The organism is Albidovulum sp., from assembly GCF_041919395.1.
Lineage (GTDB): Bacteria > Pseudomonadota > Alphaproteobacteria > Rhodobacterales > Rhodobacteraceae > Albidovulum.
Map to the genome: position 1 here is coordinate 1 of NZ_JAYRTX010000048.1, position 23,698 is coordinate 23,698.

Consider the following 23,698-nt stretch of genomic DNA (forward strand, 5'->3'; position numbering starts at 1 on the left):
GCTGACCCTCCGTGCCTTCCTGCTGCCCTCCGGGCCGGCCCTGCTGAAGATCGCGGAACGCCTCGTCCGACAGGCCCTGCTGCTCGCGCAGGGTCTGGCGCAGGTTCTCCATGGCCTGAGCGCCGGGGCCCTGCTGGCCGTTCTGGCCGGGCTGGCCCTCGGTGACGCGCAGGTTCTCCATCATGCGGCTGAGCTGGTCCAGAAGTTCCTGCGCCTCGGCCATCCGGCCCTCCTCCATCAGGCGCTGGATCTCGTCCATCATCTGCTGAAGCTGGTCGCCGGTGATCTGCTGGCCGGCATCGGCCTGCTGGCCGGGCTCGTCCGCCCCCTGCCGCTCCATGTTCTCGGCCAGCTGGCGGATGTAGTCGTCGGTCGCCTGGCGCAGTTCGTCCATCAGCTTCTGTATCTCTTCCGGCGAAGCGCCGTTGCGGATCGCCTCCGACAGCCGTTCCTGCGCCTGCTGCATCCGTTCGAGCGCGTTGGCGAGCCCGCCATCCTCGATCAGTTCCGCGATCGACCAGAGCGCCTCGGCCGCCTCGTCGCGCATGGCGTGCGAGAGGGGTCCCTGCGCCAGCGCGGCGTCCAGCCTGCGGATTGCGACCGACAGCATGAGGTAGGCGCGTTCGTTGCGGACAAGCCCTTCCGGCCGGTGGGTCAGCGCGTGCAGGACCTGGCTGACGCGGGCGCCGTTGTCGCGGGTCCAGAGGAGGTCGCGGCGGAGTTCGATCAGCGCGGAGGCTACCGGGTCGAAGAATCGCCGGCCCGGCAGGGACAGGTTCACCGTGTCGCTCTTGCCGGTCTGGTCGCGGCCATCGGTCACCTCGAAGGTCATCTTCACCGGCAGGTTGGCCCAAGGATGCTTGGAGGCGTCCTCGACCAGCGCCTCGGCGAAATCGGCACGGTTGCCGGTGATCGGCATCGGCAGGTCGTAGATCAGCGCGTCACGCTTCTCGGGATCGGGGGCGAGGCCGTAGCGGCGGTCGGCGGCGGCAAGGTCAAGCTCGATGATCGCGCGTCCGGCCGACACCGCGTAGTCGTCCGTCGCCGTGAAGGGCTGCGACATGGTGCCGTCGGCCTCGCGCATGATCTCGCCCGTGATGACGACCATCGGGGCTGCGTCGGGCAGCACCGTCACCTGCCACTCCCGCCCGCCGTCGCCGCCGATCGTCAGGCGGCCGGACCGGATCGCTTCGAACTCCACGGCGCGGACAGCGGCAGGATCGACCGGAGAGCCCGGATCGGCCGCTGGCGCGGGAGGCTGCCCGGAGAGGCTCTCGCTCACCGAGATCGAGTCGGCGGCGCCATAGAGACGCAGGGTGATCCGGCTTCCCTCGGGCAATTCCAGCGGGCCCTCGGGCAGGGTGTTGAGGTAGAGGCTCGGGCGGCCGGTATAGGCCGGGGGTTCCACCCAGCCCTCCCAAGTCGGGCCGGCGGCGGCATTGGCTGTGGTGCCCGGTCCGACAAGGCCAGGCGCTTCCGCGACGCGCCAGAGCGAGCCGAAGAGCACAGCCATGACGAAGGCGGTGAGGCCCGCGTAGCGCAGGGCGAAGCGGTCGCGCCCGGCGATGCGCAAGTCCGGTGCCGGCGCGCGCGCGGTGCGGGCGCGGTCGGCCATGCGCGCGACATGCGCGCGCCAGACCGAAGCCGTGCCGGCATCGCCGCCGCCCATCGCGAGACTGTCGGTCAGGGCCGTGATCGGCCGGCCCGGCAACGTGCGGTCGAGCCGGTCGAGCGCCTCGGCCTCGGTCGGCCAGCGGAACCGGCGGATACCGCGCGCAAACGCCCAGAGAAGCCCCAGGAGCGCGACAACCCCGCCGACCCATAAGGCTTCCAGCGCAAGCCAGTCCTGCACGCCGAAGGCAAGGACGGCGATGAGGCCGAAGAGGATGGTCCAGACCGGCCAGAATCCCCGCGTGATCCGCTCGGCCGCCATGCCCGCCCGCGTAAGCCGCAGCGGCCACCTGAGACGCCTCAGCGCCTCATGCGGAAGGGCCTTGATCCTGGTCACGCGGGCCGCGGGCCTCCGGTTCCGGCCCCTCGCACGGGATTGCGCGTCAGAGCCACGACGGGATGCTATCGCGGTTTATCATCTCGTCATAGGTGGGGCGGGCGCGAATGACGGCGAATTGATGCCCATGCACCAGCACCTCGGGAACGAGGGGGCGGGCGTTGTATTCCGATGCCATCACCGCGCCGTAGGCCCCGGCCGACCGGAACGCCACCAGATCGCCCTCCCCCACCGGGGAAAGCGGGCGCTGCCTGGCGAAGGTGTCGCCGGTTTCGCAGACCGGGCCGACGATGTCGTAGGGGTGCGGCTCCACTCCCGGCGCGGACTCGATCACCGGGACGATGTCATGGTGCGCGCCGTACATCGAGGGGCGGACGAGGTCGTTCATCGCAGCATCGAGGATGAGGAAGTCGCGCTCCTCTCCCGACTTCACATAGATCACCTGCGCCACCAGAAGCCCCGCGTTGCCGGAGATCAGCCGCCCCGGCTCGATCTCGATCTCGCAGCCGAGGTCGCCCACGGTCCGCTTGATGACCGCGCCGTAGTCGAGCGGCAGCGGCGGGGCGGCGTTGGTGCGTTCGTAAGGGATTCCGAGCCCGCCGCCGAGGTCGAGCCGGCGGATGTCGTGCCCTTCCGCTCGAAGCTGACGGGTGAGGTCGGCGACCTTTGCATAAGCCGCCTCGAACGGCTGGAGGTCGGTCAGTTGCGAGCCGATGTGGACGTCGATCCCCACGACGTCGAGTCCGGGCAGGGCCGCCGCTTCGGCATAGACCTCGCTCGCCCGTCCGATCGGGATGCCGAACTTGTTTTCCTTCTTGCCGGTGGCGATCTTCTCGTGGGTCTTCGCGTCCACATCCGGGTTGACCCGGATGGCGATCGGCGCGCGCAGGCCCAGCGACAACGCCACCTCGTTCAGCGCCCGCATCTCGGGCTCGCTTTCCACGTTGAACTGGCGGATGCCGCCTTCAAGCGCGGTGCGCATCTCCTCGCGGCTCTTGCCCACGCCGGAAAAGACGATCCGCGAACCCGGAACGCCCGCCGTCCTCGCCTTCAGGTATTCGCCCACCGACACCACGTCGATGCCGGCGCCGAGATCGCCCAGGGTTTTCACCACGGCGACGTTGCCGTTCGACTTCATCGCAAAGCAGACGAGGTGGGGCAGCCCGGCGAGCGCCTCCTCGAACAGCCGGAAGTGCCGCGTCAGGGTGGCCGTCGAATAGACGTAGAAGGGGGTGCCCACCGCCGCAGCGATGTCCGGGATCGCCACATCCTCGGCATGAAGGACGCCGTTGCGGTAGAGGAAATGGTCCATGTCGCGGGGCCTTGCTGGGGGTCGAAGGATCGGCGTCGGTGTAGTGCATCGCGGGCGCGCTGGAAAGCGGACGCGAGTGGATTGATTTTGATCAATCGTTTGATTAAAATCGTGCGCGACTCAGGATTGCAACCATGACCGATCAGCCAAAGGCGCCCGAAGGCACCGCCGCCGACCTCATTGCCTCGGGCCTGCGGCTCTTCGGCAAGAAGGGCTTCGCCGCGACCTCGACACGCGAGATCGCGGCCGCGGCGCGGACCAATGTCGCCTCCATCGCCTATCACTTCGGCGGCAAGGAGGGGCTGAGGCGCGCCTGCGGGGTGGAGGTGATCCGCCGCATGGGCACCGTCCTCGGCAACCACACCGCCCCCGTTCCGGAAGCGCCCCAGGCGGCGGTTGCAGAGATGGAGGCGACACTGCGTTCGATGTGTGCATTTGTCACCACTTCGCCCGTGGCCGCCCCGCTTGTACCTTTCATGCTGCGCGAGGTCGGCGAAGGCGGGGCGATCTTCGACCTGGTCTATGGCGCCATGATCGAGCCGGTGCACCGGCGGTTGTGCACCCTCTGGGCCGTCGCCACCGGACAGGAGGCGGAAAGCCCGCGCACGCGGCTGCTGGTCTTCAGCCTCATCGGCCAGCTTCTCTACTTTCGCGTCGGCCGACCCGTCGTCACCCGCCGGATGGGCTGGGATACGCTCGGACCGGCCGAGGCCGGGGAGATCGCCGACCTCCTCGCCGCCAACCTCCACTCCCTTCTCGAACGGGAACGCCGATCATGACCGGCCTTGTCTGCACCCTGCCCCTTGTCTCGGCGCTCTTCACCGCCTGCGCGCCCCCGGTTCCCTTCGCCACGGGCTACGTGGAGGGCGAGTATGTGCTCATCGCCCCGGTCGCCACCGCGCAGATCGGCCGGCTCGCGGTCGCCCGCGGCGACCGCGTCGAAAACGGCGCAATCCTGGTGGAGATGGAGCGGCGGGACGCCGATATCGCTCTTGCCGAGGCTGAGGCCGCGTTGGCGCAGGCCGAAAGCCAGCTTGCCAACCTCCGCGAGGGCCGCCGCCCCGAGGAGATCCGGGTGATCGAGGCGACGCTCGCTTCGGCGCACGCCCAGGCGGAGGAGGCCGACCGGGCCGCGGCCCGGCTCCTCAGCCTCGCGGGGCGCGGCGCCGCGACAACGACTCAGGCCGACGACGCGGCCACTGCCGCCACCGTCGCCCATGCGAAGGTGGCCGAGGCCGAAGCGAGCCTCGCCGTCGCCCGCCTGCCGGCGCGGCCGCAGGAGATCGCCGCCGCGGAAGCGGCGGTCGCCGGGGCGCGGGCCGCCCGCGAGAAGGCGGAATGGAACCTGGACCAGCGCCGCCTGACCGCGCCCTCCGCCGGAACGATCGAGGACGTCATCCGCTCGGCAGGCGAACTCGCGGGACCCTCGGCGCCGGTGCTGTCGCTGTTGCCCGACGGCGGGGTGAAGCTGCGCCTCTACGTGCCCCAGACGAACGTCGCGGCAGTGACGCAGGGAAGCCGGCTCTCCGTCCGCTGCGACGGCTGTGCCGAGGGCCTTACCGCCACCGTCACCTATGTCGCCGATGCGCCGGAATTCACGCCGCCCGTCATCTACTCGCTCGAGAACCGCCAGAAGCTCGTCTACCTGATCGAGGCCCGGCCCGAGGACGCACCTGGCCTGAAGCCGGGGCAGATCGTCGATGTCGTCCTGCCGGGCTCCGGTGGATGACGGCGGAGCCCGCCATCGCGGTCCGGGGGCTGGTGAAGAGCTTCCGCGGCCAGCGCGCCGTCGACGACGTGTCGCTCACGGTCGCCAAGGGAGAGATCGCCGGCTTTCTCGGCCCCAACGGGTCGGGCAAGACAACGACGATCCGCATGATGTGCGGCCTGCTCACACCCGACGCGGGCGAGGGCCGGGTGCTCGGCCACGACATCCTGACGGAGGGCCGCGCGATCAAGCGCGAGGTCGGCTACATGACCCAGCGCTTTTCCTTCTACGAGGACCTGACAATCGCCGAGAACCTGAGTTTCGTCGCCGGCCTCTATGGACTTCGCCCGGCGCGCAAACATGTCGCCGACACGCTCGCCGGCCTCGGGCTAACGGCGCGGCGGCACCAGCTCGCCGGGGCGCTTTCGGGCGGATGGAAGCAGCGGCTCGCGCTTGCCGCCGCGATCATGCACGAGCCGAAGCTCCTGATGCTGGACGAGCCTACGGCGGGGGTGGACCCCAAGGCGCGGCGCGACTTCTGGGACGAGATCCACCGGCTCGCCGACGGCGGGCTGACGGTGCTCGTCTCGACCCACTACATGGACGAGGCCGAACGCTGCCACAGGATCAACTACATTTCCTACGGTCGGCTTGTGGCACAGGGCACGGTGGCCGAGGTGGTGCGCGATGCCGGGCTTGCGACCTTCATCCTCGAAGGCGCGGCGACGGCGCGCGCCGCGACGCTCCTCAAGGGCGCGCCGGGCGTCGATCAGGTCGCGCCCTTCGGCGCCACGCTGCATGTCGTCGGCCGAGATGCGGACGCCCTGCGGACCTCCGCCGCGAAAGTGGCTGCGGAGACCGGGTGCCGGTTGAAGCCCGCCGAGACGAGCCTCGAAGACGTGTTCATCCAGCTCATGGGCAGCGCGGAGGACACGCGGGCATGAACCGGCTCCTGTCCCTCCGCCGTCTCGCCGCGATGCTCACCAAGGAGGTGATCCAGATGCGGCGTGATCGCGTCACCTTCGCGATGATGCTGGGAATCCCGCTCCTCCAGCTCGTGCTCTTCGGCTTCGCGATCAACTCCGACCCAAAGCACCTCCCCGCGGCTCTCGTCGCGCCGACGCAGGATCGCTTCACGCGCGCCATCGTCTCGGCGCTGGAGCTTACCGGCTATTACCGCTTCACCCACCCCGCAGCCTCGGCGGCGGAGGCCGAGAGCCTGATCACGCGGGGTGACGTCTCCTTCGTCGTCACTGTTCCCTCGGACTTCGGTCGGCGGGTGGAACGCGGCGACCGGCCCGAAATCCTGATCGAGGCGGACGCCACCGACCCCTCTGTCGCCTCGGGCGCCATTTCCACCCTCGGCACGGTGGCCGCCGACGCGCTCCTGCGCGAGCGCGGCACCGAGGCCGAGGCAGCCGCAGCGGCAGCCTCGCAACTTCAGGTCACGGTGCACAAACGCTACAATCCCGAAGGCATCACCCAGTACAACATCGTCCCGGGCCTGCTTGGTGTGATCCTCCAGATGACCATGGTGATGATGACCTCGATGGCGCTGACGCGCGAGATCGAGAGGGGCACGATGGAGAATCTGCTTTCCATGCCCGCGACGCCAGTGGAGATCATGCTCGGCAAGGTCCTGCCCTATCTGGGGGTCGGCGCGGTGCAGGTCGTCGTCGTGCTCGTCGCGGCGAAACTCATCTTCGGTGTGCCCTTCGTCGGCGCGCTCCCACTCCTCCTAGCCGGCGTCTTCGTCTTCGTCGCGGCGCTGGTGATCCTCGGCTACCTCATCTCAACCGCGGCGCGCACCCAGATGCAGGCGATGCAGCTCACGTTCTTCTTCTTCCTGCCCTCGCTCCTGCTCTCCGGGTTCATGTTCCCCTACCGGGGCATGCCCGGCTGGGCGCAGGTCCTGGGCGAGGTGTTCCCGCTTACCCATTTCCTGCGGCTGATCCGCGCCGTCATGCTGAAGGGTTCGGACTACGCCGGCGTCGCACAGCCGATGGCGGCGCTTGTCCTCTTCGTCCTGGCCTTCGCGACGCTGGCGCTCCTGCGGTTCCGCCGAACCCTCGACTGAGCCGGCACGCCCCGCATTGGTCAGAGACTTCCGCTCACGCCGACCTTGACCTGGCCGGAAACCGTCAGACCCGATTCGGCGGGTGGGGTCGGCGCACCGTCGGCGCCGCAGGAGGCGAGGATCGCGAGAAGTCCAAGGGCCTTAAGAACACGTGTCATTGGCTCACCGAAACGCCGACACCGGCAATCGAGGTCGAAATCGATGGCGTCACCCTGACGCCATCGGGGGTCAGCCGCAAGGCCGCGTGGGCGCGCGGCTGGGAACAGGCGGCGACCAGCAGACAGAGCCCGACGATCGCCGCGCCCCTCACCCGAGCCTCTGCTTCCAGCGCGCGATCTGGGCGCGCACCTGATCGGGCGAAGTGCCGCCGTAGCTTTGCCGCGAGGCTACCGAGTTGTGGACGCCGAGAACGGAATAAACCTCCTGCGTGATGCCCCCATGAACCGAATTCATCTCATGGAGCGTCAGGTCGGGCAGGTCGCAGCCCCGCTTCTCGGCCAGAGCCACCAGCGAGCCCGTGACATGATGCGCCTCGCGGAAGGGAAGTCCTAGGCTGCGCACCAGCCAGTCGGCGAGGTCCGTCGCGGTCGAGAAGCCGGAGGCGGCAGCGCGTTCGAGGTTTTCGCGGGTCGCGGTCATGTCGCGCACCATCCCCTCCATCGCGGCGAGCGCCAGCATGAGCGTGTCGGCGGCGTCGAAGACCTGTTCCTTGTCCTCCTGCATGTCCTTGGAATAGGCGAGCGGCAGGCCCTTCATCACCGTGAAGAGCGCGACGGTCGCGCCGAGGATGCGGCCGATCTTGGCGCGGATCAGCTCCGCCGCGTCCGGGTTCTTCTTCTGGGGCATGATCGAGGAGCCGGTGGAGAAGCGGTCGGAGAGCGCGACGAAGCGGAACTGGGCCGAGGACCAGATCACCAGCTCTTCGGCGAAACGGCTGAGATGCACCGCGCAGATCGCCGCCGCCGAAAGGAATTCGAGCGCGAAGTCGCGGTCGCTGACCGCGTCGAGCGAGTTGGCCATCGGCCGGTCGAAGCCGAGCGCCGTCGCCGTCATGTGCCGGTCGATCGGGAAGGAGGTTCCGGCGAGCGCGGCGGCGCCGAGCGGGCATTCGTTCATGCGCGCGCGGGCGTCGCGAAAGCGGCCGGCGTCACGGGCAAACATCTCCACATAGGCCATCATGTGATGGCCCCAGGTCACCGGCTGGGCAGTCTGCAGATGGGTGAAGCCCGGCATCACCCAGTCCGCCCCGGCTTCGGCCTGCGCAAGAAGCGCCTTCTTCAGCGCCGCCAGCCCCCCGACTGCCGCGTCGCACTGGTCGCGGACCCAGAGGCGGAAATCGGTCGCCACCTGGTCGTTGCGGCTGCGCGCGGTGTGAAGCCGGCCTGCCGGTTCGCCGATGACTTCCTTCAGCCGCGCCTCCACGTTCATGTGGATATCCTCGAGCGCGGTGGAGAACGCGAAGTTTCCGCCCTCGATTTCTGACAAGACCGTGAGCAGGCCTTCCCGAATGGCTGCGGCGTCGCTATCGCTTATGATGCCTCGTTCGGCGAGCATCGCCGCGTGGGCACGGGACCCGGCGATGTCCTGGGCGTAAAGCCGTCTGTCGAACCCGATCGAGGCGTTGATCGCCTCCATGATCGCGTCCGGCCCGGCGGCGAAGCGCCCGCCCCACATCGCATTCTGGGTTCTGTCCGTCATCGTCGCGCCCCCGGAGGCTTCATGCGTCTTCTTCTCTCCGCCGTCCTCTACACGGGCCTCGCGCTCGGTGCAAACGCCGCCACGCCGGGGACGACGGCGCTCGAGGCGCTGCGCGAAGGCTCGATGCTGAAGCTAGTGGTCCACGCCGAACCCGTGGCCGCGCCCGATACGGCATTCCGCGATGACAGCGGCAATGAACGGCGCCTGTCGGAATTCCGGGGCAAGTACGTCGCGGTGAACTTCTGGGCGACATGGTGCGCGCCCTGCCGCAAGGAGCTTCCCGCGCTCGACCGTCTCAACCGGGAATTCGGCGGCGAGCGGTTCACCGTCGCCACCATCGCCACGGGGCGCAACACCATTCCCGCGATCATCCGCCTCTTCGAGGAAACGAGGGTGGAATCGCTGCCGCTCTATCTCGACAAGGAGCAGGCGCTCGCGCGCGAGATGGGCGTGCTCGGCCTGCCTGTGACGGTCATCCTCGACCCCGAGGGCCGCGAGATCGCGCGGATGACGGGCGACGCGGAATGGGATGGCGAAAGCGCACGGGCGATCGTTGCGGCGCTTCTGGCCGCGGACTAGCAGGTTTCGGCAGGCGGCTCTGCCTCGCGCAATCGGCCGGGGGTTTCACCCCCTGGCCGCCGCAGCCATTGCAACGACGACGGGGCTCAGCCGAGCACCGCGCAGCGGTCATGCGCGGGGCAGGTCACGAGGTGATCGTTGACCATGCCGGTGGCCTGCATGAAGGCATAGACGATCGTGGGACCGGTGAAGCGGAAACCCTCGGCCTTGAGGTCTCCGGCGAGGCGTTCCGAGAGGGACGTCTGCGCCGGCACCTCGGACATCGCGCGGAAGCGGTTCTGCAGCGGCTTGCCGTCGAGGTGTCGCCAGAGAAAGCTGTCGAAGCCCATGCGTTCGGAAATCGCGAGGTAGGCGCGGGCATTGCCTATCGTCGCCTCGATCTTGGCGCGGGATCGGACGATGCCGGGATCGGCGAGAAGCCGCGCCACCTCGGGCTCTCCCCAGCGGGCGATGACCGCGGGCTCGAAGCCCTCGAAGGCGGCGCGGAAGCTGTTGCGCTTTCTGAGGATCGTGATCCAAGCGAGCCCGGCCTGGAAGCCGTCGAGAATTAGCTTTTCCCACAGCGCGCGGGGATCGCGTTCGGGCACACCCCACTCGCTGTCGTGATAGGCGACATAGAGCGGATCGGTGCCGCACCAGCCACAACGTTCGCCCATCGGATCGCCTCCCCCGGAAATGCCCGCGAGTTGCCGCAAGCGTTTACGACTTCTTATCCCCTTCTGGCCAATCTCGGCAGCGACTGCGAGGAGAAAGGCGATGCGAGACGGCGGAAAGTTCGGGAAGGTCGCGCGCGAACCCGGACAGGACAGCCCCCTGAGCGCGGCGCTCGGCCTGCGCGACCGCGACACCGTCGCCATGGTGTCCCGCGCGGTGGCTCGGCGCGAGGTCTTCCTCGCCTACCAGCCGATTGTCACAGCCGCCCGCCAGGACCGGGTGGCCTTCCACGAGGGCCTCATCAGGCTCCTGGACGAGACCGGGCGGATCATCCCGGCGCGCGACTTCATCTCGGCGATCGAGACGTCGGAGCTTGGCCGCGCGGTGGACTGCCTGTCGCTAGACCTCGGACTCAAGGCGTTGAAGACCGACCCCGGCCTGCGGCTCGCCATCAACATGTCGGCCCGCTCCATCGCTTATCCGCGCTGGATGCAGGTCCTCCGGCGCGGGATCAAGGGCGACCCGACCGTGGCAGAGCGGCTGATCCTGGAGATCACCGAAAGCTCGGCGATGATCATGCCCGATGCGGTCTCCGTCTTCATGGCCGATCTGCAGGCAGAAGGAATTTCCTTCGCGCTCGACGATTTCGGGGCGGGCTTTACCTCGTTCCGGTACCTGCGGGAGTTCTATTTCGACATCCTGAAGATCGACGGACAGTTCATTCGGGGCATCGCGGGCAATCCGGACAACCAGTGCCTGACGAACGCGCTGCTGTCGATCGCGCGGCAATTCGACATGTTCACCGTCGCCGAATCGGTCGAGAACGCCGCCGACGCGGCCTGGCTGACCGAGGCAGGGATCGAGTGCATGCAGGGCTACTACTTCGGCGCCCCGACCGCCACACCGCCGTGGCAGATGGCCAAGGTGCGAATGCGGGCCTGAGGGCGGCCTTGGCGCGGCCATTCCACCGGCGCGATCCGGCGGCAGGCTGCTCGGTGCAGCCGCAGAATATTCGGTCGCGGCTCGCGGTGTGACCGCTCACGGCGCTTGACGCTTCCGCAGCGATGCGCATGCTGCATGGCGGCGCGGGGGCCCGGTCCGGGCACCCGGCGCGCGTTCGGTGCGCATCGGCGCGCCCTGAGGAGGACAGCCCATGACCAATGTCGTCATCGTATCGGCCGCCCGCACCGCGGTCGGGAGTTTCAACGGCGCCTTCGCCAATACGCCGGCACACGAGCTGGGCGCAGCGGCGCTGCAGGCGGTGGTCGCCCGGGCGGGCATCGACAAGGCCGAGGTGAGCGAGACGATCCTTGGCCAGGTTCTGACCGCCGGTCAGGGACAGAACCCTGCCCGCCAGGCGCATATCAATGCCGGCCTTCCGCAGGAAAGTGCCGCCTGGTCGATCAACCAGGTCTGCGGCTCCGGCCTCCGGTCCGTCGCGCTCGCCGCGCAGCACATCCAGCTCGGCGATGCGGCGATCGTCTGCGCCGGCGGGCAGGAGAGCATGTCGCTGTCGCCGCATGTCGCGCACCTGCGCGCGGGCCAGAAGATGGGCGACATGAAGTTCATCGACTCGATGATCAAGGACGGTCTCTGGGATGCGTTCAACGGCTACCACATGGGCACGACCGCCGAGAACGTCGCCGAGAAGTGGCAGATCAGCCGCGAGATGCAGGACCAGTTCGCCCTTGCAAGCCAGAACAAGGCCGAGGCGGCGCAGAAGGCCGGCAAGTTCAAGGACGAGATCATCCCGTTCACGGTGAAGACCCGCAAGGGCGACGTGGTGGTGGACGCCGACGAATACATCCGCCACGGCGCGACGCTCGACAGCATGCAGAAGCTGAAGCCTGCTTTCTCGAAGGAGGGCACGGTCACCGCCGGCAACGCGAGCGGGCTCAACGACGGCGCCGCGGCAGTCCTCCTGATGACCGAGGCCGAGGCCGCCCGGCGCGGGCTGAGCCCGCTGGCGCGGATCGCCTCATACGCTACGGCGGGTCTCGACCCGGCGATCATGGGTGTGGGCCCGATCCATGCCAGCCGCAAGGCGCTGGAAAAGGCCGGCTGGAAGGCGACGGACCTCGACCTGATCGAGGCGAACGAGGCCTTCGCCGCCCAGGCCTGCGCCGTCAACAAGGACATGGGCTGGGACACGGCGAAGGTGAACGTGAACGGGGGCGCCATCGCCATCGGCCACCCGATCGGCGCGTCGGGCGCCCGCATCCTCAACACGCTTCTCTTCGAGATGCGGCGGTCGGGCGCGAAGAAGGGCCTCGCCACGCTCTGCATCGGCGGCGGCATGGGCGTGGCCATGTGCCTCGAGCGAGCCTGATCCGCGCAATCTTTCTGCAAATGCACAAATCCGGGCGCAATAATGTTGCGCCCGGATTCTCGTTTCGATAACAGGATTTCAAGGACCCAGCCCGAGAGGAGGAATCATGTCGAGAGTAGCATTGGTCACCGGCGGATCCCGCGGCATCGGCGCGGCGATCTCCGTCGCCCTTAAGAGCGCCGGCTACAAGGTTGCCGCCAACTATGCCGGCAACGACGAGGCGGCGGCCGCCTTCACCAAGGAAACCGGCATCAAGACTTACAAGTGGAACGTGGCCGACTACGACGCCTCGAAGGCCGGCGTCGCGCAGGTCGAGGCCGACCTTGGCCCGATCGAGGTCGTGGTCGCCAACGCCGGCATCACCCGCGACGCGCCGTTCCACAAGATGACCCCCGAACAGTGGCACCAGGTCATCGACACCAACCTCACGGGCGTCTTCAACACCGTGCACCCTGTTTGGCCGGGGATGCGTGAGCGCAAGTTCGGCCGGGTCATCGTGATTTCGTCGGTGAACGGCCAGAAGGGCCAGTTCGGCCAGGTCAACTATGCCGCCACCAAGGCGGGCGACATCGGCATCGTGCGCAGCCTGGCGCAGGAGGGTGCGCGCGCCGGGATCACCGCCAACGCCATCTGCCCGGGCTATATCGCCACCGAGATGGTGATGGCCGTCCCCGAGAAGGTCCGCGAGGCGATCATCGCGCAGATCCCCGCGGGGCGGCTGGGCGAACCCGCGGAGATCGCGCGCTGCGTGGCCTTCCTTGCCTCGGATGACGCGCAGTTCATCAACGGCTCGACCATCTCGGCAAACGGCGCGCAGTTCTTCGCCTGACGCGCGCCACGCGCAGGACAGGGGGTCGGCCGCGGCGGCCGGCCCCTTTCGTTTGTCCGCCCTTGACGCGACGCCGCAAATCGCGGCTTCTCCTGGCGCGTAGGCGCAGGGCGGGACTGATGCAGACGGAACGTTCCAGGAAGGATCGCGCGGCAGTCGGGGTGCCGTCATGAGCCGCGCGCGCGCCACGGCCGTGGGCTTCACCGCCGTCCTGATGTGGGCGCTGCTCGCGCTCCTGACGGTGCGGACGGCGCCGGTGCCGCCCTTGCAGCTCAATGCCATCTGCTTCACGCTCGGGGGTCTCGTCGGGCTGGTCTGGACGCTTTCCACGGGCGGGCTCGGCCGGCTTCGCGCCGTGTCCTGGAAGGTCTATGCCTTCGGCACGGCGGGGCTCTTCGGCTATCACCTCTTCTACTTCTCGGCGCTGCGCCTTGCGCCCGCCGCCGAGGCGAGCCTCATCGCCTATCTCTGGCCGCTGCTCATCGTGCTACTTTCGGGATTCCTGCCGGGCGAGCGGCTCGGAGCAGGCCATGTGGCGGGCGCGGTCATGGCCTTTGCGGGGGCCGGTCTGCTCATCGCCGAAGGGATCGGCAGCCCGGACAGGGCGGCGCTGCCGGGCTACGGGCTCGCCCTGCTCTGTGCGCTGACCTGGTCGGGCTATTCGATCCTGTCGCGGCGCATGGGCGCCGTGCCGACCGCCGCCGTCACGGTCTTTTGCCTGATGACGGCGATCCTGTCGGTGCCCGCGCACCTCGCGCTCGAGGTGACGGCCTGGCCCACCGGCCCCGCTGGGTGGCTGGCGACGCTCGGACTGGGGCTCGGCCCGGTCGGGCTCGCCTTCTTCACCTGGGATGTGGGTGTGAAGCGCGGCGACATCCAGCTTCTCGGGACGGCCTCCTATGCCGCTCCGCTTCTTTCCACGCTGGCGCTCGTCATCGCGGGTTCGGCGACGGCAAGCCTCAAGCTCGCCCTCGCCGCGACCCTGATCACCGGGGGCGCAACGCTCGCCGCCTATGCAGGTCGCCGGATCGCCCGCGGGAGCGGGGAAGTCACGCCTGGCTGAGGCGCGCGATCTCTTCCTTGATGCGGAGTTTCTGTTTCTTCATGTCGGCGATGGCCAGATCGTCGTAGCCGGGGTGGCGCTGCGCCTCTTCAACGGCTTCCGAAAGAACCTGGTGCTTCTTGCGAAGTTCCTGCAGGTGCGAACCAAGCGACATCGTCGTCTCCTCTCCTGTGAAACCTGTCACAATCCCATCACATTCGATGAGTCGTGTCACGCGGAAGAATGCCGCACCGCGCCGGGTCAGGATGGGGCGCGATTCCTTGCCGGATCGTTAAGGCGCGAGGCCCGGAAGGGCGCCGCCCTCGCGCAGCACGGCGCGGGCGGCCGGGCTGTAGTCGTCACCGTCACGCAGATGCTCGGCGCCCTCGTGCAGAACGAAGGGAGACAGCAGCCGGAAGGGCGCGCGCCCGCCCTTGCGCGCCAACATGATGATGCGGCCGGCCGGGCGGCCCGTGCGGGGAACGACCGGAAGGACGGTAATGCTGCCGGCGCGGGGTCCGAGCGCCCCGAGCATCTCGGGCAGGCGTTCGGCCGTCTGGATCAGCGTCAGCCAGCCGCCGGGCCGGAGCCGCCGCAGGCCCGCCCCGATCCAGGCGGCGAGCGGCGTCGCCTCCCGCTGCGCCGTCTCGCGGCCGGAATCGCGCGCCGGCGTCCCGGTGCCCGCGCCGAAAAAGGGAGGGTTGGCGATGACATGGTCGAAGTCCCGCGCCTTCAGCGCGGCGGGCATCGCCGCGAGGTCGCCCTCGTGCACCTCGAATGCCTGACCGTTCGCCGCCGCGTTCCTGCGGGCGAGGGCGGCATAGGCGGGCTGCAACTCCAGCCCGAAAAGCTGCAGGCCCGGCACCCGATGGCCGAGGCAGAGACTCGCCACCCCCGCGCCGCAGCCAAGTTCCAGAACCTCCTGCCCTGCCCGCGCCGGGACGGCGGCGGCAAGCAGCACCGGATCGGCTGCGGCGCGATAGCCCGCACGCGGCTGGGCGATCGCAAGGCGCCCGCCGAGGAACGCATCCGTGGTGATCTCGTCCCCAGTGAACATTCAGACCTCGACCCCGTTGTCCCTCAGGATGGCTCGCGCGAGGAACAGGTCAGCGTCGCGAACCATGATGCGACGCGGCAAAATGCCAAGGGAACCTTCGAGCACGCTCATGTGGACGTCCATCTCAAACGCCGCTATACCCTCACCGGCAAGGAGCGCTGTGGCGAAAGCGATGGTGGTCGGGTCAGTTGTGCGCAGAAGCTCTTTCATGATCATGGACATAAGGACGAAGCACTGGCTTTGTCGAGGTGACACGGGACGGGAATGAGCCTGGACGAGACCGCGCAGAAACCGCACGACCGCCTCGGCGCGCATCTGGCCGCGGACATGGAGCGCGTGAACGCCCTGATCCGCGAGCGGATGGCATCCGAACACGCGCCGCGGATTCCCGAGGTGACGGCACATCTGATCGAGGCGGGCGGCAAGCGTCTTCGCCCGATGCTGACGCTCGCCGCGGCCCGGCTTTGCGGCTATCAAGGCGATCATCACATCCGTCTCGCCGCGACGGTGGAGTTCATCCATACCGCCACGCTTCTGCACGACGACGTGGTGGACGAAAGCCGCCAGCGCCGCGGCCGGCCGACGGCTAACCTTCTGTGGGACAACAAGTCCTCCGTGCTCGTCGGCGATTACCTCTTTGCCCGCGCCTTCCAGCTGATGGTCGAGCCGGGATCGCTGCGCGTGCTCGAGATCCTGTCGAACGCCTCGGCCACAATCGCCGAGGGCGAGGTTCTGCAACTGACCGCCGCGCAGGACCTGCGCACCGACGAGGATACCTACCTCAAGGTCGTCCGGGGCAAGACCGCCGCGCTCTTCTCGGCCGCGACGGAGTCCGGCGCCGTCCTTGCCGGGGCGGATGACAGCGAGGTGGCGGCCCTCTTCACCTATGGCGATGCGCTCGGCATCGCCTTCCAGATCGCCGACGACCTTCTGGATTATGGTGGCACCACGGCCGCGATCGGCAAGAATGTCGGAGACGACTTCCGCGAACGAAAGCTGACGCTGCCCGTGATCAAGGCCGTGGCGAAGGCAGGCGAGGCGGAGCGCGCCTTCTGGCGGCGGGTGATCGAGAAGGGCGACCAGCGCGAGGGCGACCTCGACCAGGCGCTGGGGCTCATGGCGCGGCATGGCGCGATGGAATCGACGCGCAACGATGCGCGCGGCTGGGCCGACCGCGCCAAGAGGGCGCTCGCCGCGCTGCCTGCGCACGACCTGCGCGACATGCTCGCCGACCTCGCCGATTACGTCGTCGCGCGGGTGAACTGAGGCTCAGGCGAGAACCGGCGCCGCACGCACCCACCAGCCCGGCCGGCCAAGGGCAACCGCCTTCGCGGCTGCCGCCGCGTCTTCCAGCGATGCAAACAGGCCGAAGCAGGTCGCGCCCGAGCCCGACATCCGCGTGACAAGCGGCGAGGTCGTCGCAATGGCGGCAAGGACCTCGGCGATGACCGGCGCCACCGCGATGGCAGGCGCTTCGAGATCATTGCGCTGATGGGCAAGCCAGCCGGCCAGCGCCGCAGCCGATGCGAAGGCGGGCGGCAGCGGTTCCAGCGGCGTGTTGGATTTGCGGGCGAGCGCACCGAACACCGCGGGCGTCGCCACCTCCACGCGCGGATTGACAAGCACGACCGCCATCGCCGGAAGGGCCGGAACCGGCACCAGCGTCTCCCCTACCCCGCTCATGCGCGCGGGCCGGCCTGCCAGGCACACGGGCACGTCGGCGCCGAGCGCCAGTACATTGTCGGCCGGCGGCAGGGGAAGGCCCCAGAGACTCGACAGCGCCCGAAGCGTCGCCGCAGCGTCGGCCGAACCGCCGCCGATGCCTGAGGCGACGGGCAGGACCTTTTCCAGTGTCACCGCGGCCCCCCGCCCCGACTTGAAGGCGCGGGCGGCGCGAAGGACGAGGTTGTCCTCCCCCGCTGGCAGTCCGCCCCCCTCCGACCCCGTGACGGCGAGCGTCAGAGCGGCGGCCGGTGCCACGGTGACCCGGTCGGCCACGCCGGCGAAGACGACGAGGCTGTCGAGAAGGTGATAGCCGTCCGCACGCTGACCGGTGATGTGCAGCGCCAGGTTCAGCTTCGCCGCTGCCGCTTCCTCAATTGCCATTCTTGGTGACGGCAAGGGGCTCCGCACCCTCTTCCTTCAACACGACGTCAAGCCCGACCTCCAGCTTGCGACGGATGCGCGCGGCCTCCGCCTCGGTATCGGGCTCGAACGAAAGCGCCCGCTTCCACTGGAATTCGGCCTCCAATGTGCGGCCGACGGCCCAGTAGATATCGCCGAGATGATCGTTCACGACCGGGTCGACCGGCATCAGTTCGACCGCCTTCTCGAGGTGTCCCACCGCCTCGTCATAGCGGCCGAGCCGGTAGAGCGCCCAGCCGAGGCTGTCGACGATGGCGCCGTCGTCAGGGCGTTCGGCCACGGCCTTCTCGATCATGGCCAACGCCTCGTCATAGTTCTCCTTCCGCTCGAGATAGGAGTAGCCGAGGTAGTTCAGCACGGCCGGCTGGTCGGGCCTGAGCGCCAGCGCCTTGCGGAAATCCGCCTCGGCCGCGGGCCAATCCCTTGTCCGTTCGTGGGCGATGCCGCGCGTGTAGTAGAGCACCCATTGCCCCGGCTCCTCGGCGGTGAAGGTGGCGATGGCCTTGTCGTAGGCGGCAGCCGCCTCATTGAAGCGTTCCTGCCGGCGCAGGATGTCGCCGAGCGCACCCCAGATGTCGGCCCGCCCCGGATGGCTTCGTGCGAGCTGTTCCAGCACCTCGATCCCCGCCTCGATCCGATCTGCCGCGATCAGCGCGTCGGACCGGCCGAGTTCGGCGGCGACATAGGCCGGATCCTCGCTCGGGATCTTTGCGTAGGTCTGGGTTGCGAGGTCATGCTGGCCCTGCGCCTCCAGGATTTCGGCCACGAGCAAGAGCACGTCGGCGTCCTCGGGCGCGAGGTATTCGGCCATGCGGGCATAGGCGAGCGTGTTGATGTCGGTGCTTTCGCCCTGGAGCGCCGAGGCAACGGTGAAATAGACCTCGGCCAGGCCGTCCGTCGCATCGCGCACCATGTCGAAGGCCAGGGGCTTGCCGGCCGCGAGATCGGCCCTGATGGCGGCGAAGAGTGGGTCGGGCGTCTCGCCCAGCGTCTTGTCGATGAGTTCGACAGCCGCCGGATTGCGTTCGAGCTGGCTGAGGATCTCGGCATGGGCGAGGATACCGCGTCGGGTCGCGCGAAGGGGCCCTCCCTCCTCGCCGGAGAAGATCCGGTCGGCGCCCTCGAAATCGCCCACCGAGGCGAGCGCGAGGCCCTTGTGGTAAAGTCCGAAGGCCCGGCTGCCTTGCGCCGCGGCCACCTTGTCGAAGGCAACCGTCGCATCGGACATCTGGCCCTGCCCGACCAGCGCCCAGGCGCGGAAGAGCCCATCGACGAGGACGCCGGCGCTGCGGCCCTTGTCGAGTTCGGCCAGCGCCCCGGCGAAGTCGCCGGTCTTCGCAAGATCGGTCAGGACGACGAGGTCGGCGATCTGGCTCTTCGTCCCGAGCGTCTCGAGTGCGCGGGCGACCGGCACCGCACGGTCCGTCGCGCCCCGGCCGATCTGCGAGACGATCGTGGCCTCCAGCAACACCGGATTGCCCGGATCGGAGGCGAGCGCGCGGGTGTAGTAGTCGGCCGCCGCCACATAGTCGGATTCCATGCTCGCCAGCCGGCCGGCGAGGTAGGGGCCCGACGCGCCGTCGAAGGCCGTGGCCGGCAGCGACGCCGCCAGGCCGAAGCCGATGAGGAGGGTAAGCTTGAGCGTGCGGGTCGTCACGGGGCGCATCCTTCGCTGGGGCCGCACGAGCCTAAGCCGGGTGCGGCGCCAAGGCAATGCGGCGCACCGCGCCGCACGCCGGCACACGCGGAATCTGCCGGAAATGTTACATGTTCGGATAGTTCGGCCCGTCGCCGCCCTGGGGGGTGGTCCAGTTGATGTTCTGGCTGGGATCCTTGATGTCGCAGGTCTTGCAGTGGACGCAGTTCTGGAAGTTGATCTGGAACCGCGGACCGGCCTCGCCCTCGATCACCTCGTAGACGCCCGCCGGGCAATACCGCTGCGCCGGTTCGGCGTATTTCGGCAGGTTCACCGCGATCGGCACGGAAGGATCCTTCAGCCGCAGATGGCAGGGCTGGCTTTCCTCGTGGTTGGTGAAGCTGAAGGCGACGTTCGTCAGCCGGTCGAAAGACAGCACGCCATCCGGTTTCGGATAGTCGATCTTCGGGAACTTCGCCGCTTCGCCCGTCGCCGCCGCGTCCGACTTGCCGTGCCTGAGGGTGCCGAAGAGCGAAACCCCGAAGAGGTTGTTCGTCCACATGTCGAGCCCGCCGAAGACGAGGCTCGGGATCATTCCCCAGCGCGACCACATGGGCTTGACGTTCCTCACCCGCCTGAGGTCCTTCGCAATCGGGCCCGATCGCAGGTCGGCCTCGTAGGCGGCCAGTTCGTCGCCCGACCGTCCGGCCTTGATCGCTGCCGCAGCCGCCTCGGCCGCGGCGATGCCGGAGAGCATCGCATTGTGGTTGCCCTTGATACGCGGCACGTTCACGAGCCCCGCCGAGCAGCCGAGGAGCGCCACGCCCGGCGCAACCAGCTTCGGGATCGACTGCCAGCCACCCTCGGAAATGGCGCGGGCGCCATAGGCCACCCGCTTGCCGCCCTTCAGGAGTTCCGCGACCATCGGGTGGTGCTTGAAGCGCTGGAACTCCATGTAGGGGTAGAGATGCGGGTTCTCGTAGTTCAGGTGCACCACGAAACCGACATAAACCTGGTTGTTTTCGAGATGGTAGATGAACGAGCCGCCACCCGCGTTCCGCCCGAGCGGCCAGCCCATCGTGTGCGTCACCGTGCCCTCGCGGTGCTTGGCGGGGTCGATCTCCCAGATCTCCTTCATGCCGAGGCCGAACTTCTGCGGGCAGTGGCCTTTAGAAAGCTCGTAGCGGGCGATCACCTCCTTGGCGAGAGAACCGCGCACGCCTTCCGACAGCAACACATACTTGCCGAGAAGCTCCATCCCCGGCTCGTAGTTCGGCCCCGGCGTGCCGTCGGCGTTGAGACCCATCACGCCGGCGACGACGCCCTTCACCTCGCCCTTTTCGCCATAGACAAGTTCCGACGCGGCGAAGCCCGGGAATATCTCCACCCCCAGTGCCTCGGCCTCCTGCGCCAGCCAGCGGCAAACATTGGCCATCGATACGATGTACGTGCCGTGGTTGGACATAAGGGGCGGCATCGGCCAGTTGGGGATGCGGACCTGGCCTGCGGGGCCGAGAATGTAGAAGTTGTCCTGCTTCACCTCGACGGTGATCGGGGCGCCCTTCTCCCTCCAGTCGGGGAGGAGCGCATCGAGGCCCGAGGTATCGAGAACCGCACCGGAGAGGATGTGGGCGCCGACCTCGGAGCCTTTCTCCAGGACGACGACGTTCAGGTCAGGGTCGGCCTGCTTCAGACGGATCGCCGCGGACAGCCCCGCCGGCCCCGCCCCGACGATCACGACATCGTATTCCATCGATTCCCTGATCACGTCCGCCATCTGCTCCCCCTTCGCCGTTCTGTCCCGCCATCCATGTCGGGACAGATCGTTAGCTTACCGGGGGGGAGGAGGCAACAACGACGCGGCGGCGCTACGACGCCACAGCGCCCGTATCCGGACGCAGGCCCACCGGCCGGATCCCGGAGGCGGCGGGCCGCATCCCGCGCAGTGCCGCCCAGATCGCGGCGACGACGAGAATCGAGAAATACCCGTCAACGGCGTAATGGTAGCCGGTATAGACGGACAGGAAGAGGATCGCGGCCACGAAGGCCACGCCCGGCGGCGCTAGCCACCACCGGCGTTCCGCCATGTAGAGGGCGACCATCGTCGCGACCGCGACATGAACGCTCGGAAAGGCCGAGATGCCAGAGCCTAGGGCAACTCCGCGACGCTCGTAGGACGCCCAGAGATATTCCTGCACGTCTGCCAGGTTGTTGGTTGCCATGGGCGAGGCGGCGAGGGCGGCAGTCAGCGCCTCGAACCGGTCGCCGCCTACGAGCGCATCGTAGAACACCGGCCCGACCGACGCGCCGGCGACCGCCAGGGCTGTGCCGAGAAGCACCCAGCAGGTGAAGTAGAGGGCGATGAACCGCATCTGTCGCTCCCGATCCCGGTCGGCGAGGGCAAGGAAGACGACGAAACCGACTGCCGGAAATAGCCAGACCTCCAGATACAGGGGAAATATCTGTGCGACCGGAATCTGGCCGGCCCAGCGATGGGCGATGACCCAGGCATCGACCCCGCCGTGAAGCCAGCGGTCGAACGCGGCCAAGGGGGGATCGGCATAGAAGGGAACGACGAACGGAATCGAGGACTTCACGAGCGAGAACGTGGCCTGAAGGAGACTGCTTCCCGCAAGCGCATAGCAAAGATTCCCGAGGTTCGCGGCAAGACCGCGCAGTCCGATGAGGAAGGGCAGGACCAGCAGGAAAGGAAGCGTCCACTTCACGACGGAGAGGATCGCAGTTGCGAACTCGACGGTGGCACGACCTGCCTCGAACAGCAACTCGAACCCGACGTCGCGCACGAGCATTATGACGGCGAGCGAGATCAGGGCATAGACGACGCAAATACGGAAGAACAGTCTCACTAGGTCACCGCGCCCGCGCCCCGGCCAAATCCAGCGACGCGCAGCGACTGCCGCCGCGCGCCTATTGACTTCCAAGGCATATCCCGGGTTTACAGCTAATGTTGCGCATAATCCGGGCATTTTCACGACCACCTTTCTCGTACAGGCGAAGATGGAAAAGATACCGATGACCCGCGCGGGACACACCGCGCTGGACCAGGAACTGAAGACGCTGAAGTCGGTCGAGCGACCGGCCGTGATCCGGGCCATCGCCGAGGCGCGCGAGCATGGCGACCTGTCGGAAAATGCCGAATACCATGCGGCACGCGAGCGGCAGAGCTTCGTCGAGGGGCGGATCAAGGAACTGGAATCCATCCTGTCCCGCGCCGAGGTGATCGACCCTGCGTCACTGTCCGGCGCTATCAAGTTCGGCGCGACCGTGACTCTTGTGGACGAGGACAGCGACGAGGAGCGTACGTACCAGATCGTCGGCGAGGCCGAGGCGGATATCGAGAGGGGTCTTCTGAACATCCGCTCGCCGCTCGCGCGGGCGCTGATCGGAAAGGACGCGGGCGACAGCGTCGAGGTACGCACACCCGGCGGCGAGAAGAGTTACGAGGTCGTGAGCATCCGCTACGTCTGACCGGCGGGGCACGGAGGGGTGGAAATGTCGGACGGGCAGCAGTCGGACGGGGCCGGAGGGGACCGGATCGGGTTCGGCCTCTACAGCCGGTCCTCTTCCGCGACCGCGGTCGGCCCGGCCGAGATCATCGCCGGGGTGGTCAGCCTGATCTGGCTGGCGCTTGTCGGCGGCTTCTTTCTCTTTGCCGGGGATGGCAGCAGCTCGGGCGGGTCGCTCGGCACGGTCATGGTGCTGGTGGCGATCTTCCTTCCACTCGCGCTGATCTGGATCGCGGTCGTCACGCTCAGGACGGCGCGCGCGATGAAGGACGAGACGCAGCGGCTTCAGGCTGCCATCGACGCTATGCGCCAGGCCTACGTCACCCAGGCACAGGGCGGCCTCGCCAAGTCCTCGGTCGAGAAACGGCTGGAGGAGATCGCGGCAGCGGCCAAACAGGCCGAGACCGCGATCGCCACGTTCACCTCGCGGCGCGATGCCGAAGCCGTCCAGCCCTCGGCCGACCGCAAGGCCGCCTTCGTTCCGCCGGGCGCGGCATCGGCGGCAGCCGAAGAACAGCCCACGCTCGCACTCGGCACCCCCGCCGAATCCGAGGCCGCGCCGGTATCTGTCGCCGACTTCATCCGCGCCTTGAACTTCCCCGACAGCGAGAACGACCGCGAGGGGTTCCGGGCTCTGCGACGGGCACTCGACGACCGAGGGCTCGCCAAGCTCATCCGTGCCGCACAGGACGCGCTGACGCTGCTCAGCCAGGACGGGATCTACATGGACGATCTGCGCCCGGACCGGGCCCGGCCCGAAATCTGGCGGCGCTTCGCCCAGGGCGAAAGGGGCAAGACCATTGCAGCGCTCGGCGGGGTGCGCGACCGCTCCAGCCTCGCGCTGACGGCCGGGCGGATGCGACAGGACACGATCTTCCGCGACACCGTTCACCACTTCCTGCGGCTTTTCGACAAGACCTTCGCGGAGTTCGAGAAGAACGCGACCGATCAGGAGATCGCGTCGCTGGCCGAAACCCGCACCGCCCGCGCCTTCATGCTGCTCGGCCGCGTGACCGGCATCTTCGACTGACGCCCGGCGCGGCTCAGCGCGACGGCATCGTCGGTTCGATCGAGGCGCTCTGCTGGACCATCAGGAC

The 23,698-nt window shown here is 68.3% G+C and carries 24 protein-coding genes; 12 read left to right on the plus strand and 12 right to left on the minus strand.

What is annotated here, in order from left to right; translation table 11 throughout:
• Together ACMUOO_RS09710 and lysA are read right to left on the minus strand one after the other, a co-directional pair.
• The coding region (locus tag ACMUOO_RS09710) for a DUF4175 domain-containing protein (RefSeq protein WP_413855076.1) at positions 1 to 2,008 on the minus strand (2,008 nt) is incomplete at its 3' end.
• A 46-nt stretch (positions 2,009 to 2,054) separates the two neighbouring features.
• Complete coding sequence (lysA, locus tag ACMUOO_RS09715) at positions 2,055 to 3,320, minus strand: diaminopimelate decarboxylase (protein ID WP_301920467.1); 1,266 nt, start codon at positions 3,318 to 3,320, stop codon at positions 2,055 to 2,057.
• A 134-nt stretch (positions 3,321 to 3,454) separates the two neighbouring features.
• Between lysA and ACMUOO_RS09720 the strand changes: the two genes are divergently transcribed.
• The 4 genes from ACMUOO_RS09720 to ACMUOO_RS09735 are packed head-to-tail and all read left to right on the plus strand — an operon-like array spanning position 3,455 to position 7,105.
• The gene (locus ACMUOO_RS09720; RefSeq protein ID WP_301920466.1) at positions 3,455 to 4,099 is read left to right on the plus strand and encodes a CerR family C-terminal domain-containing protein; all 645 of its coding nucleotides are present in this window, start codon (positions 3,455 to 3,457) and stop codon (positions 4,097 to 4,099) included.
• Entirely contained in the window at positions 4,096 to 5,049 is a 954-nt protein-coding gene (locus ACMUOO_RS09725) for an HlyD family secretion protein (protein WP_301920465.1), read from the plus strand. The genes ACMUOO_RS09720 and ACMUOO_RS09725 overlap by 4 nt, the downstream gene beginning before the upstream one ends.
• A complete protein-coding gene (locus ACMUOO_RS09730; protein WP_301920464.1) occupies positions 5,046 to 5,972 on the plus strand; it encodes an ABC transporter ATP-binding protein in 927 nt (308 codons plus the stop codon). The genes ACMUOO_RS09725 and ACMUOO_RS09730 overlap by 4 nt, the downstream gene beginning before the upstream one ends.
• The gene (locus ACMUOO_RS09735) at positions 5,969 to 7,105 is read left to right on the plus strand and encodes an ABC transporter permease (RefSeq protein WP_301920463.1); all 1,137 of its coding nucleotides are present in this window, start codon (positions 5,969 to 5,971) and stop codon (positions 7,103 to 7,105) included. Before ACMUOO_RS09730 ends, ACMUOO_RS09735 begins: the two co-directional genes overlap by 4 nt.
• A 20-nt stretch (positions 7,106 to 7,125) precedes the next feature.
• On the opposite strand, the gene ACMUOO_RS09740 is transcribed toward ACMUOO_RS09735, so the two are convergent.
• Together ACMUOO_RS09740 and argH are read right to left on the minus strand one after the other, a co-directional pair.
• The gene (locus ACMUOO_RS09740; RefSeq protein WP_301920462.1) at positions 7,126 to 7,263 is read right to left on the minus strand and encodes an argininosuccinate lyase; all 138 of its coding nucleotides are present in this window, start codon (positions 7,261 to 7,263) and stop codon (positions 7,126 to 7,128) included.
• 148 nt (positions 7,264 to 7,411) lie between these two features.
• Positions 7,412 to 8,803, minus strand: a complete 1,392-nt coding sequence (gene argH, locus ACMUOO_RS09745) for an argininosuccinate lyase (RefSeq protein ID WP_301920461.1) — start codon at positions 8,801 to 8,803, stop codon at positions 7,412 to 7,414.
• 21 nt (positions 8,804 to 8,824) lie between these two features.
• Between argH and ACMUOO_RS09750 the strand changes: the two genes are divergently transcribed.
• Positions 8,825 to 9,382: a TlpA family protein disulfide reductase gene (locus ACMUOO_RS09750; protein WP_301920460.1), complete on the plus strand. Its 558-nt coding sequence runs from the start codon at positions 8,825 to 8,827 to the stop codon at positions 9,380 to 9,382.
• Positions 9,383 to 9,468: 86 nt separating this feature from the next.
• Here ACMUOO_RS09750 and ACMUOO_RS09755 read toward each other — a convergent pair whose 3' ends face one another.
• A complete protein-coding gene (locus tag ACMUOO_RS09755; RefSeq protein WP_301920459.1) occupies positions 9,469 to 10,038 on the minus strand; it encodes a DNA-3-methyladenine glycosylase I in 570 nt (189 codons plus the stop codon).
• Positions 10,039 to 10,138: 100 nt separating this feature from the next.
• Between ACMUOO_RS09755 and ACMUOO_RS09760 the strand changes: the two genes are divergently transcribed.
• The 4 genes from ACMUOO_RS09760 to ACMUOO_RS09775 all read left to right on the plus strand — a co-directional run bounded on the left by ACMUOO_RS09760 (position 10,139) and on the right by ACMUOO_RS09775 (position 14,257).
• Positions 10,139 to 10,978 (plus strand): EAL domain-containing protein, encoded by an 840-nt coding sequence (locus ACMUOO_RS09760; RefSeq protein WP_301920458.1) that lies wholly within the window; start codon positions 10,139 to 10,141, stop codon positions 10,976 to 10,978.
• A gap of 211 nt (positions 10,979 to 11,189) precedes the next feature.
• Entirely contained in the window at positions 11,190 to 12,365 is a 1,176-nt protein-coding gene (locus ACMUOO_RS09765) for an acetyl-CoA C-acetyltransferase (protein ID WP_301920457.1), read from the plus strand.
• A 106-nt stretch (positions 12,366 to 12,471) separates the two neighbouring features.
• Positions 12,472 to 13,194: an acetoacetyl-CoA reductase gene (gene phbB, locus ACMUOO_RS09770; RefSeq protein ID WP_301920456.1), complete on the plus strand. Its 723-nt coding sequence runs from the start codon at positions 12,472 to 12,474 to the stop codon at positions 13,192 to 13,194.
• A gap of 169 nt (positions 13,195 to 13,363) precedes the next feature.
• Positions 13,364 to 14,257 (plus strand): DMT family transporter, encoded by an 894-nt coding sequence (locus tag ACMUOO_RS09775; protein WP_301920455.1) that lies wholly within the window; start codon positions 13,364 to 13,366, stop codon positions 14,255 to 14,257.
• On the opposite strand, the gene ACMUOO_RS09780 is transcribed toward ACMUOO_RS09775, so the two are convergent.
• The 3 genes from ACMUOO_RS09780 to ACMUOO_RS09790 form a co-directional block, all read right to left on the minus strand.
• A complete protein-coding gene (locus ACMUOO_RS09780; protein WP_291337546.1) occupies positions 14,244 to 14,411 on the minus strand; it encodes a YdcH family protein in 168 nt (55 codons plus the stop codon). The genes ACMUOO_RS09775 and ACMUOO_RS09780 overlap by 14 nt on opposite strands.
• A gap of 117 nt (positions 14,412 to 14,528) precedes the next feature.
• Entirely contained in the window at positions 14,529 to 15,293 is a 765-nt protein-coding gene (locus tag ACMUOO_RS09785; protein WP_301920454.1) for a tRNA1(Val) (adenine(37)-N6)-methyltransferase, read from the minus strand.
• Positions 15,294 to 15,503 (minus strand): DUF2007 domain-containing protein, encoded by a 210-nt coding sequence (locus ACMUOO_RS09790; RefSeq protein WP_301920453.1) that lies wholly within the window; start codon positions 15,501 to 15,503, stop codon positions 15,294 to 15,296.
• A 54-nt stretch (positions 15,504 to 15,557) separates the two neighbouring features.
• Here ACMUOO_RS09790 and ACMUOO_RS09795 point away from each other — a divergent pair, with 54 nt between their 5' ends.
• Complete coding sequence (locus ACMUOO_RS09795; RefSeq protein ID WP_301920452.1) at positions 15,558 to 16,559, plus strand: polyprenyl synthetase family protein; 1,002 nt, start codon at positions 15,558 to 15,560, stop codon at positions 16,557 to 16,559.
• Between the two features lie 3 nt (positions 16,560 to 16,562).
• Here ACMUOO_RS09795 and ACMUOO_RS09800 read toward each other — a convergent pair whose 3' ends face one another.
• From ACMUOO_RS09800 to ACMUOO_RS09815, 4 genes are all read right to left on the minus strand, one after another.
• Positions 16,563 to 17,399 carry a 4-(cytidine 5'-diphospho)-2-C-methyl-D-erythritol kinase gene (locus ACMUOO_RS09800; RefSeq protein WP_301920451.1) on the minus strand — a complete coding sequence of 279 codons (837 nt, stop codon included), beginning with the start codon at positions 17,397 to 17,399 and terminating at the stop codon, positions 16,563 to 16,565.
• The gene (locus ACMUOO_RS09805; protein WP_413855080.1) at positions 17,389 to 19,104 is read right to left on the minus strand and encodes a tetratricopeptide repeat protein; all 1,716 of its coding nucleotides are present in this window, start codon (positions 19,102 to 19,104) and stop codon (positions 17,389 to 17,391) included. Before ACMUOO_RS09805 ends, ACMUOO_RS09800 begins: the two co-directional genes overlap by 11 nt.
• Positions 19,105 to 19,201: 97 nt before the next feature.
• Complete coding sequence (locus ACMUOO_RS09810) at positions 19,202 to 20,851, minus strand: electron transfer flavoprotein-ubiquinone oxidoreductase (protein WP_301920449.1); 1,650 nt, start codon at positions 20,849 to 20,851, stop codon at positions 19,202 to 19,204.
• A gap of 91 nt (positions 20,852 to 20,942) precedes the next feature.
• Positions 20,943 to 21,941 carry a phosphatase PAP2 family protein gene (locus tag ACMUOO_RS09815; protein WP_301920448.1) on the minus strand — a complete coding sequence of 333 codons (999 nt, stop codon included), beginning with the start codon at positions 21,939 to 21,941 and terminating at the stop codon, positions 20,943 to 20,945.
• A 151-nt stretch (positions 21,942 to 22,092) separates the two neighbouring features.
• Here ACMUOO_RS09815 and greA point away from each other — a divergent pair, with 151 nt between their 5' ends.
• Complete coding sequence (gene greA / locus ACMUOO_RS09820) at positions 22,093 to 22,563, plus strand: transcription elongation factor GreA (protein WP_301920447.1); 471 nt, start codon at positions 22,093 to 22,095, stop codon at positions 22,561 to 22,563.
• Between the two features lie 24 nt (positions 22,564 to 22,587).
• On the plus strand, positions 22,588 to 23,631 hold the full coding sequence (locus ACMUOO_RS09825) for a hypothetical protein (protein WP_301920446.1): 1,044 nt from the start codon (positions 22,588 to 22,590) through the stop codon (positions 23,629 to 23,631).
• Positions 23,632 to 23,698 lie beyond the last annotated feature (67 nt).

Bases quoted from the DNA above. Each gene is read 5' to 3' on its own strand.
- lysA (WP_301920467.1), bottom strand. From the start codon at position 3,320: ATGGACCATTTCCTCTACCGCAACGGCGTCCTTCATGCCGAGGATGTG.
- ACMUOO_RS09720 (WP_301920466.1), top strand. From the start codon at position 3,455: ATGACCGATCAGCCAAAGGCGCCCGAAGGCACCGCCGCCGACCTCATT.
- ACMUOO_RS09725 (WP_301920465.1), top strand. From the start codon at position 4,096: ATGACCGGCCTTGTCTGCACCCTGCCCCTTGTCTCGGCGCTCTTCACC.
- ACMUOO_RS09730 (WP_301920464.1), top strand. From the start codon at position 5,046: ATGACGGCGGAGCCCGCCATCGCGGTCCGGGGGCTGGTGAAGAGCTTC.
- ACMUOO_RS09735 (WP_301920463.1), top strand. From the start codon at position 5,969: ATGAACCGGCTCCTGTCCCTCCGCCGTCTCGCCGCGATGCTCACCAAG.
- ACMUOO_RS09740 (WP_301920462.1), bottom strand. From the start codon at position 7,263: ATGACACGTGTTCTTAAGGCCCTTGGACTTCTCGCGATCCTCGCCTCC.
- argH (WP_301920461.1), bottom strand. From the start codon at position 8,803: ATGACGGACAGAACCCAGAATGCGATGTGGGGCGGGCGCTTCGCCGCC.
- ACMUOO_RS09750 (WP_301920460.1), top strand. From the start codon at position 8,825: ATGCGTCTTCTTCTCTCCGCCGTCCTCTACACGGGCCTCGCGCTCGGT.
- ACMUOO_RS09755 (WP_301920459.1), bottom strand. From the start codon at position 10,038: ATGGGCGAACGTTGTGGCTGGTGCGGCACCGATCCGCTCTATGTCGCC.
- ACMUOO_RS09760 (WP_301920458.1), top strand. From the start codon at position 10,139: ATGCGAGACGGCGGAAAGTTCGGGAAGGTCGCGCGCGAACCCGGACAG.
- ACMUOO_RS09765 (WP_301920457.1), top strand. From the start codon at position 11,190: ATGACCAATGTCGTCATCGTATCGGCCGCCCGCACCGCGGTCGGGAGT.
- phbB (WP_301920456.1), top strand. From the start codon at position 12,472: ATGTCGAGAGTAGCATTGGTCACCGGCGGATCCCGCGGCATCGGCGCG.
- ACMUOO_RS09775 (WP_301920455.1), top strand. From the start codon at position 13,364: ATGAGCCGCGCGCGCGCCACGGCCGTGGGCTTCACCGCCGTCCTGATG.
- ACMUOO_RS09780 (WP_291337546.1), bottom strand. From the start codon at position 14,411: ATGTCGCTTGGTTCGCACCTGCAGGAACTTCGCAAGAAGCACCAGGTT.
- ACMUOO_RS09785 (WP_301920454.1), bottom strand. From the start codon at position 15,293: ATGTTCACTGGGGACGAGATCACCACGGATGCGTTCCTCGGCGGGCGC.
- ACMUOO_RS09790 (WP_301920453.1), bottom strand. From the start codon at position 15,503: ATGAAAGAGCTTCTGCGCACAACTGACCCGACCACCATCGCTTTCGCC.
- ACMUOO_RS09795 (WP_301920452.1), top strand. From the start codon at position 15,558: ATGAGCCTGGACGAGACCGCGCAGAAACCGCACGACCGCCTCGGCGCG.
- ACMUOO_RS09800 (WP_301920451.1), bottom strand. From the start codon at position 17,399: ATGGCAATTGAGGAAGCGGCAGCGGCGAAGCTGAACCTGGCGCTGCAC.
- ACMUOO_RS09805 (WP_413855080.1), bottom strand. From the start codon at position 19,104: ATGCGCCCCGTGACGACCCGCACGCTCAAGCTTACCCTCCTCATCGGC.
- ACMUOO_RS09810 (WP_301920449.1), bottom strand. From the start codon at position 20,851: ATGGCGGACGTGATCAGGGAATCGATGGAATACGATGTCGTGATCGTC.
- greA (WP_301920447.1), top strand. From the start codon at position 22,093: ATGGAAAAGATACCGATGACCCGCGCGGGACACACCGCGCTGGACCAG.
- ACMUOO_RS09825 (WP_301920446.1), top strand. From the start codon at position 22,588: ATGTCGGACGGGCAGCAGTCGGACGGGGCCGGAGGGGACCGGATCGGG.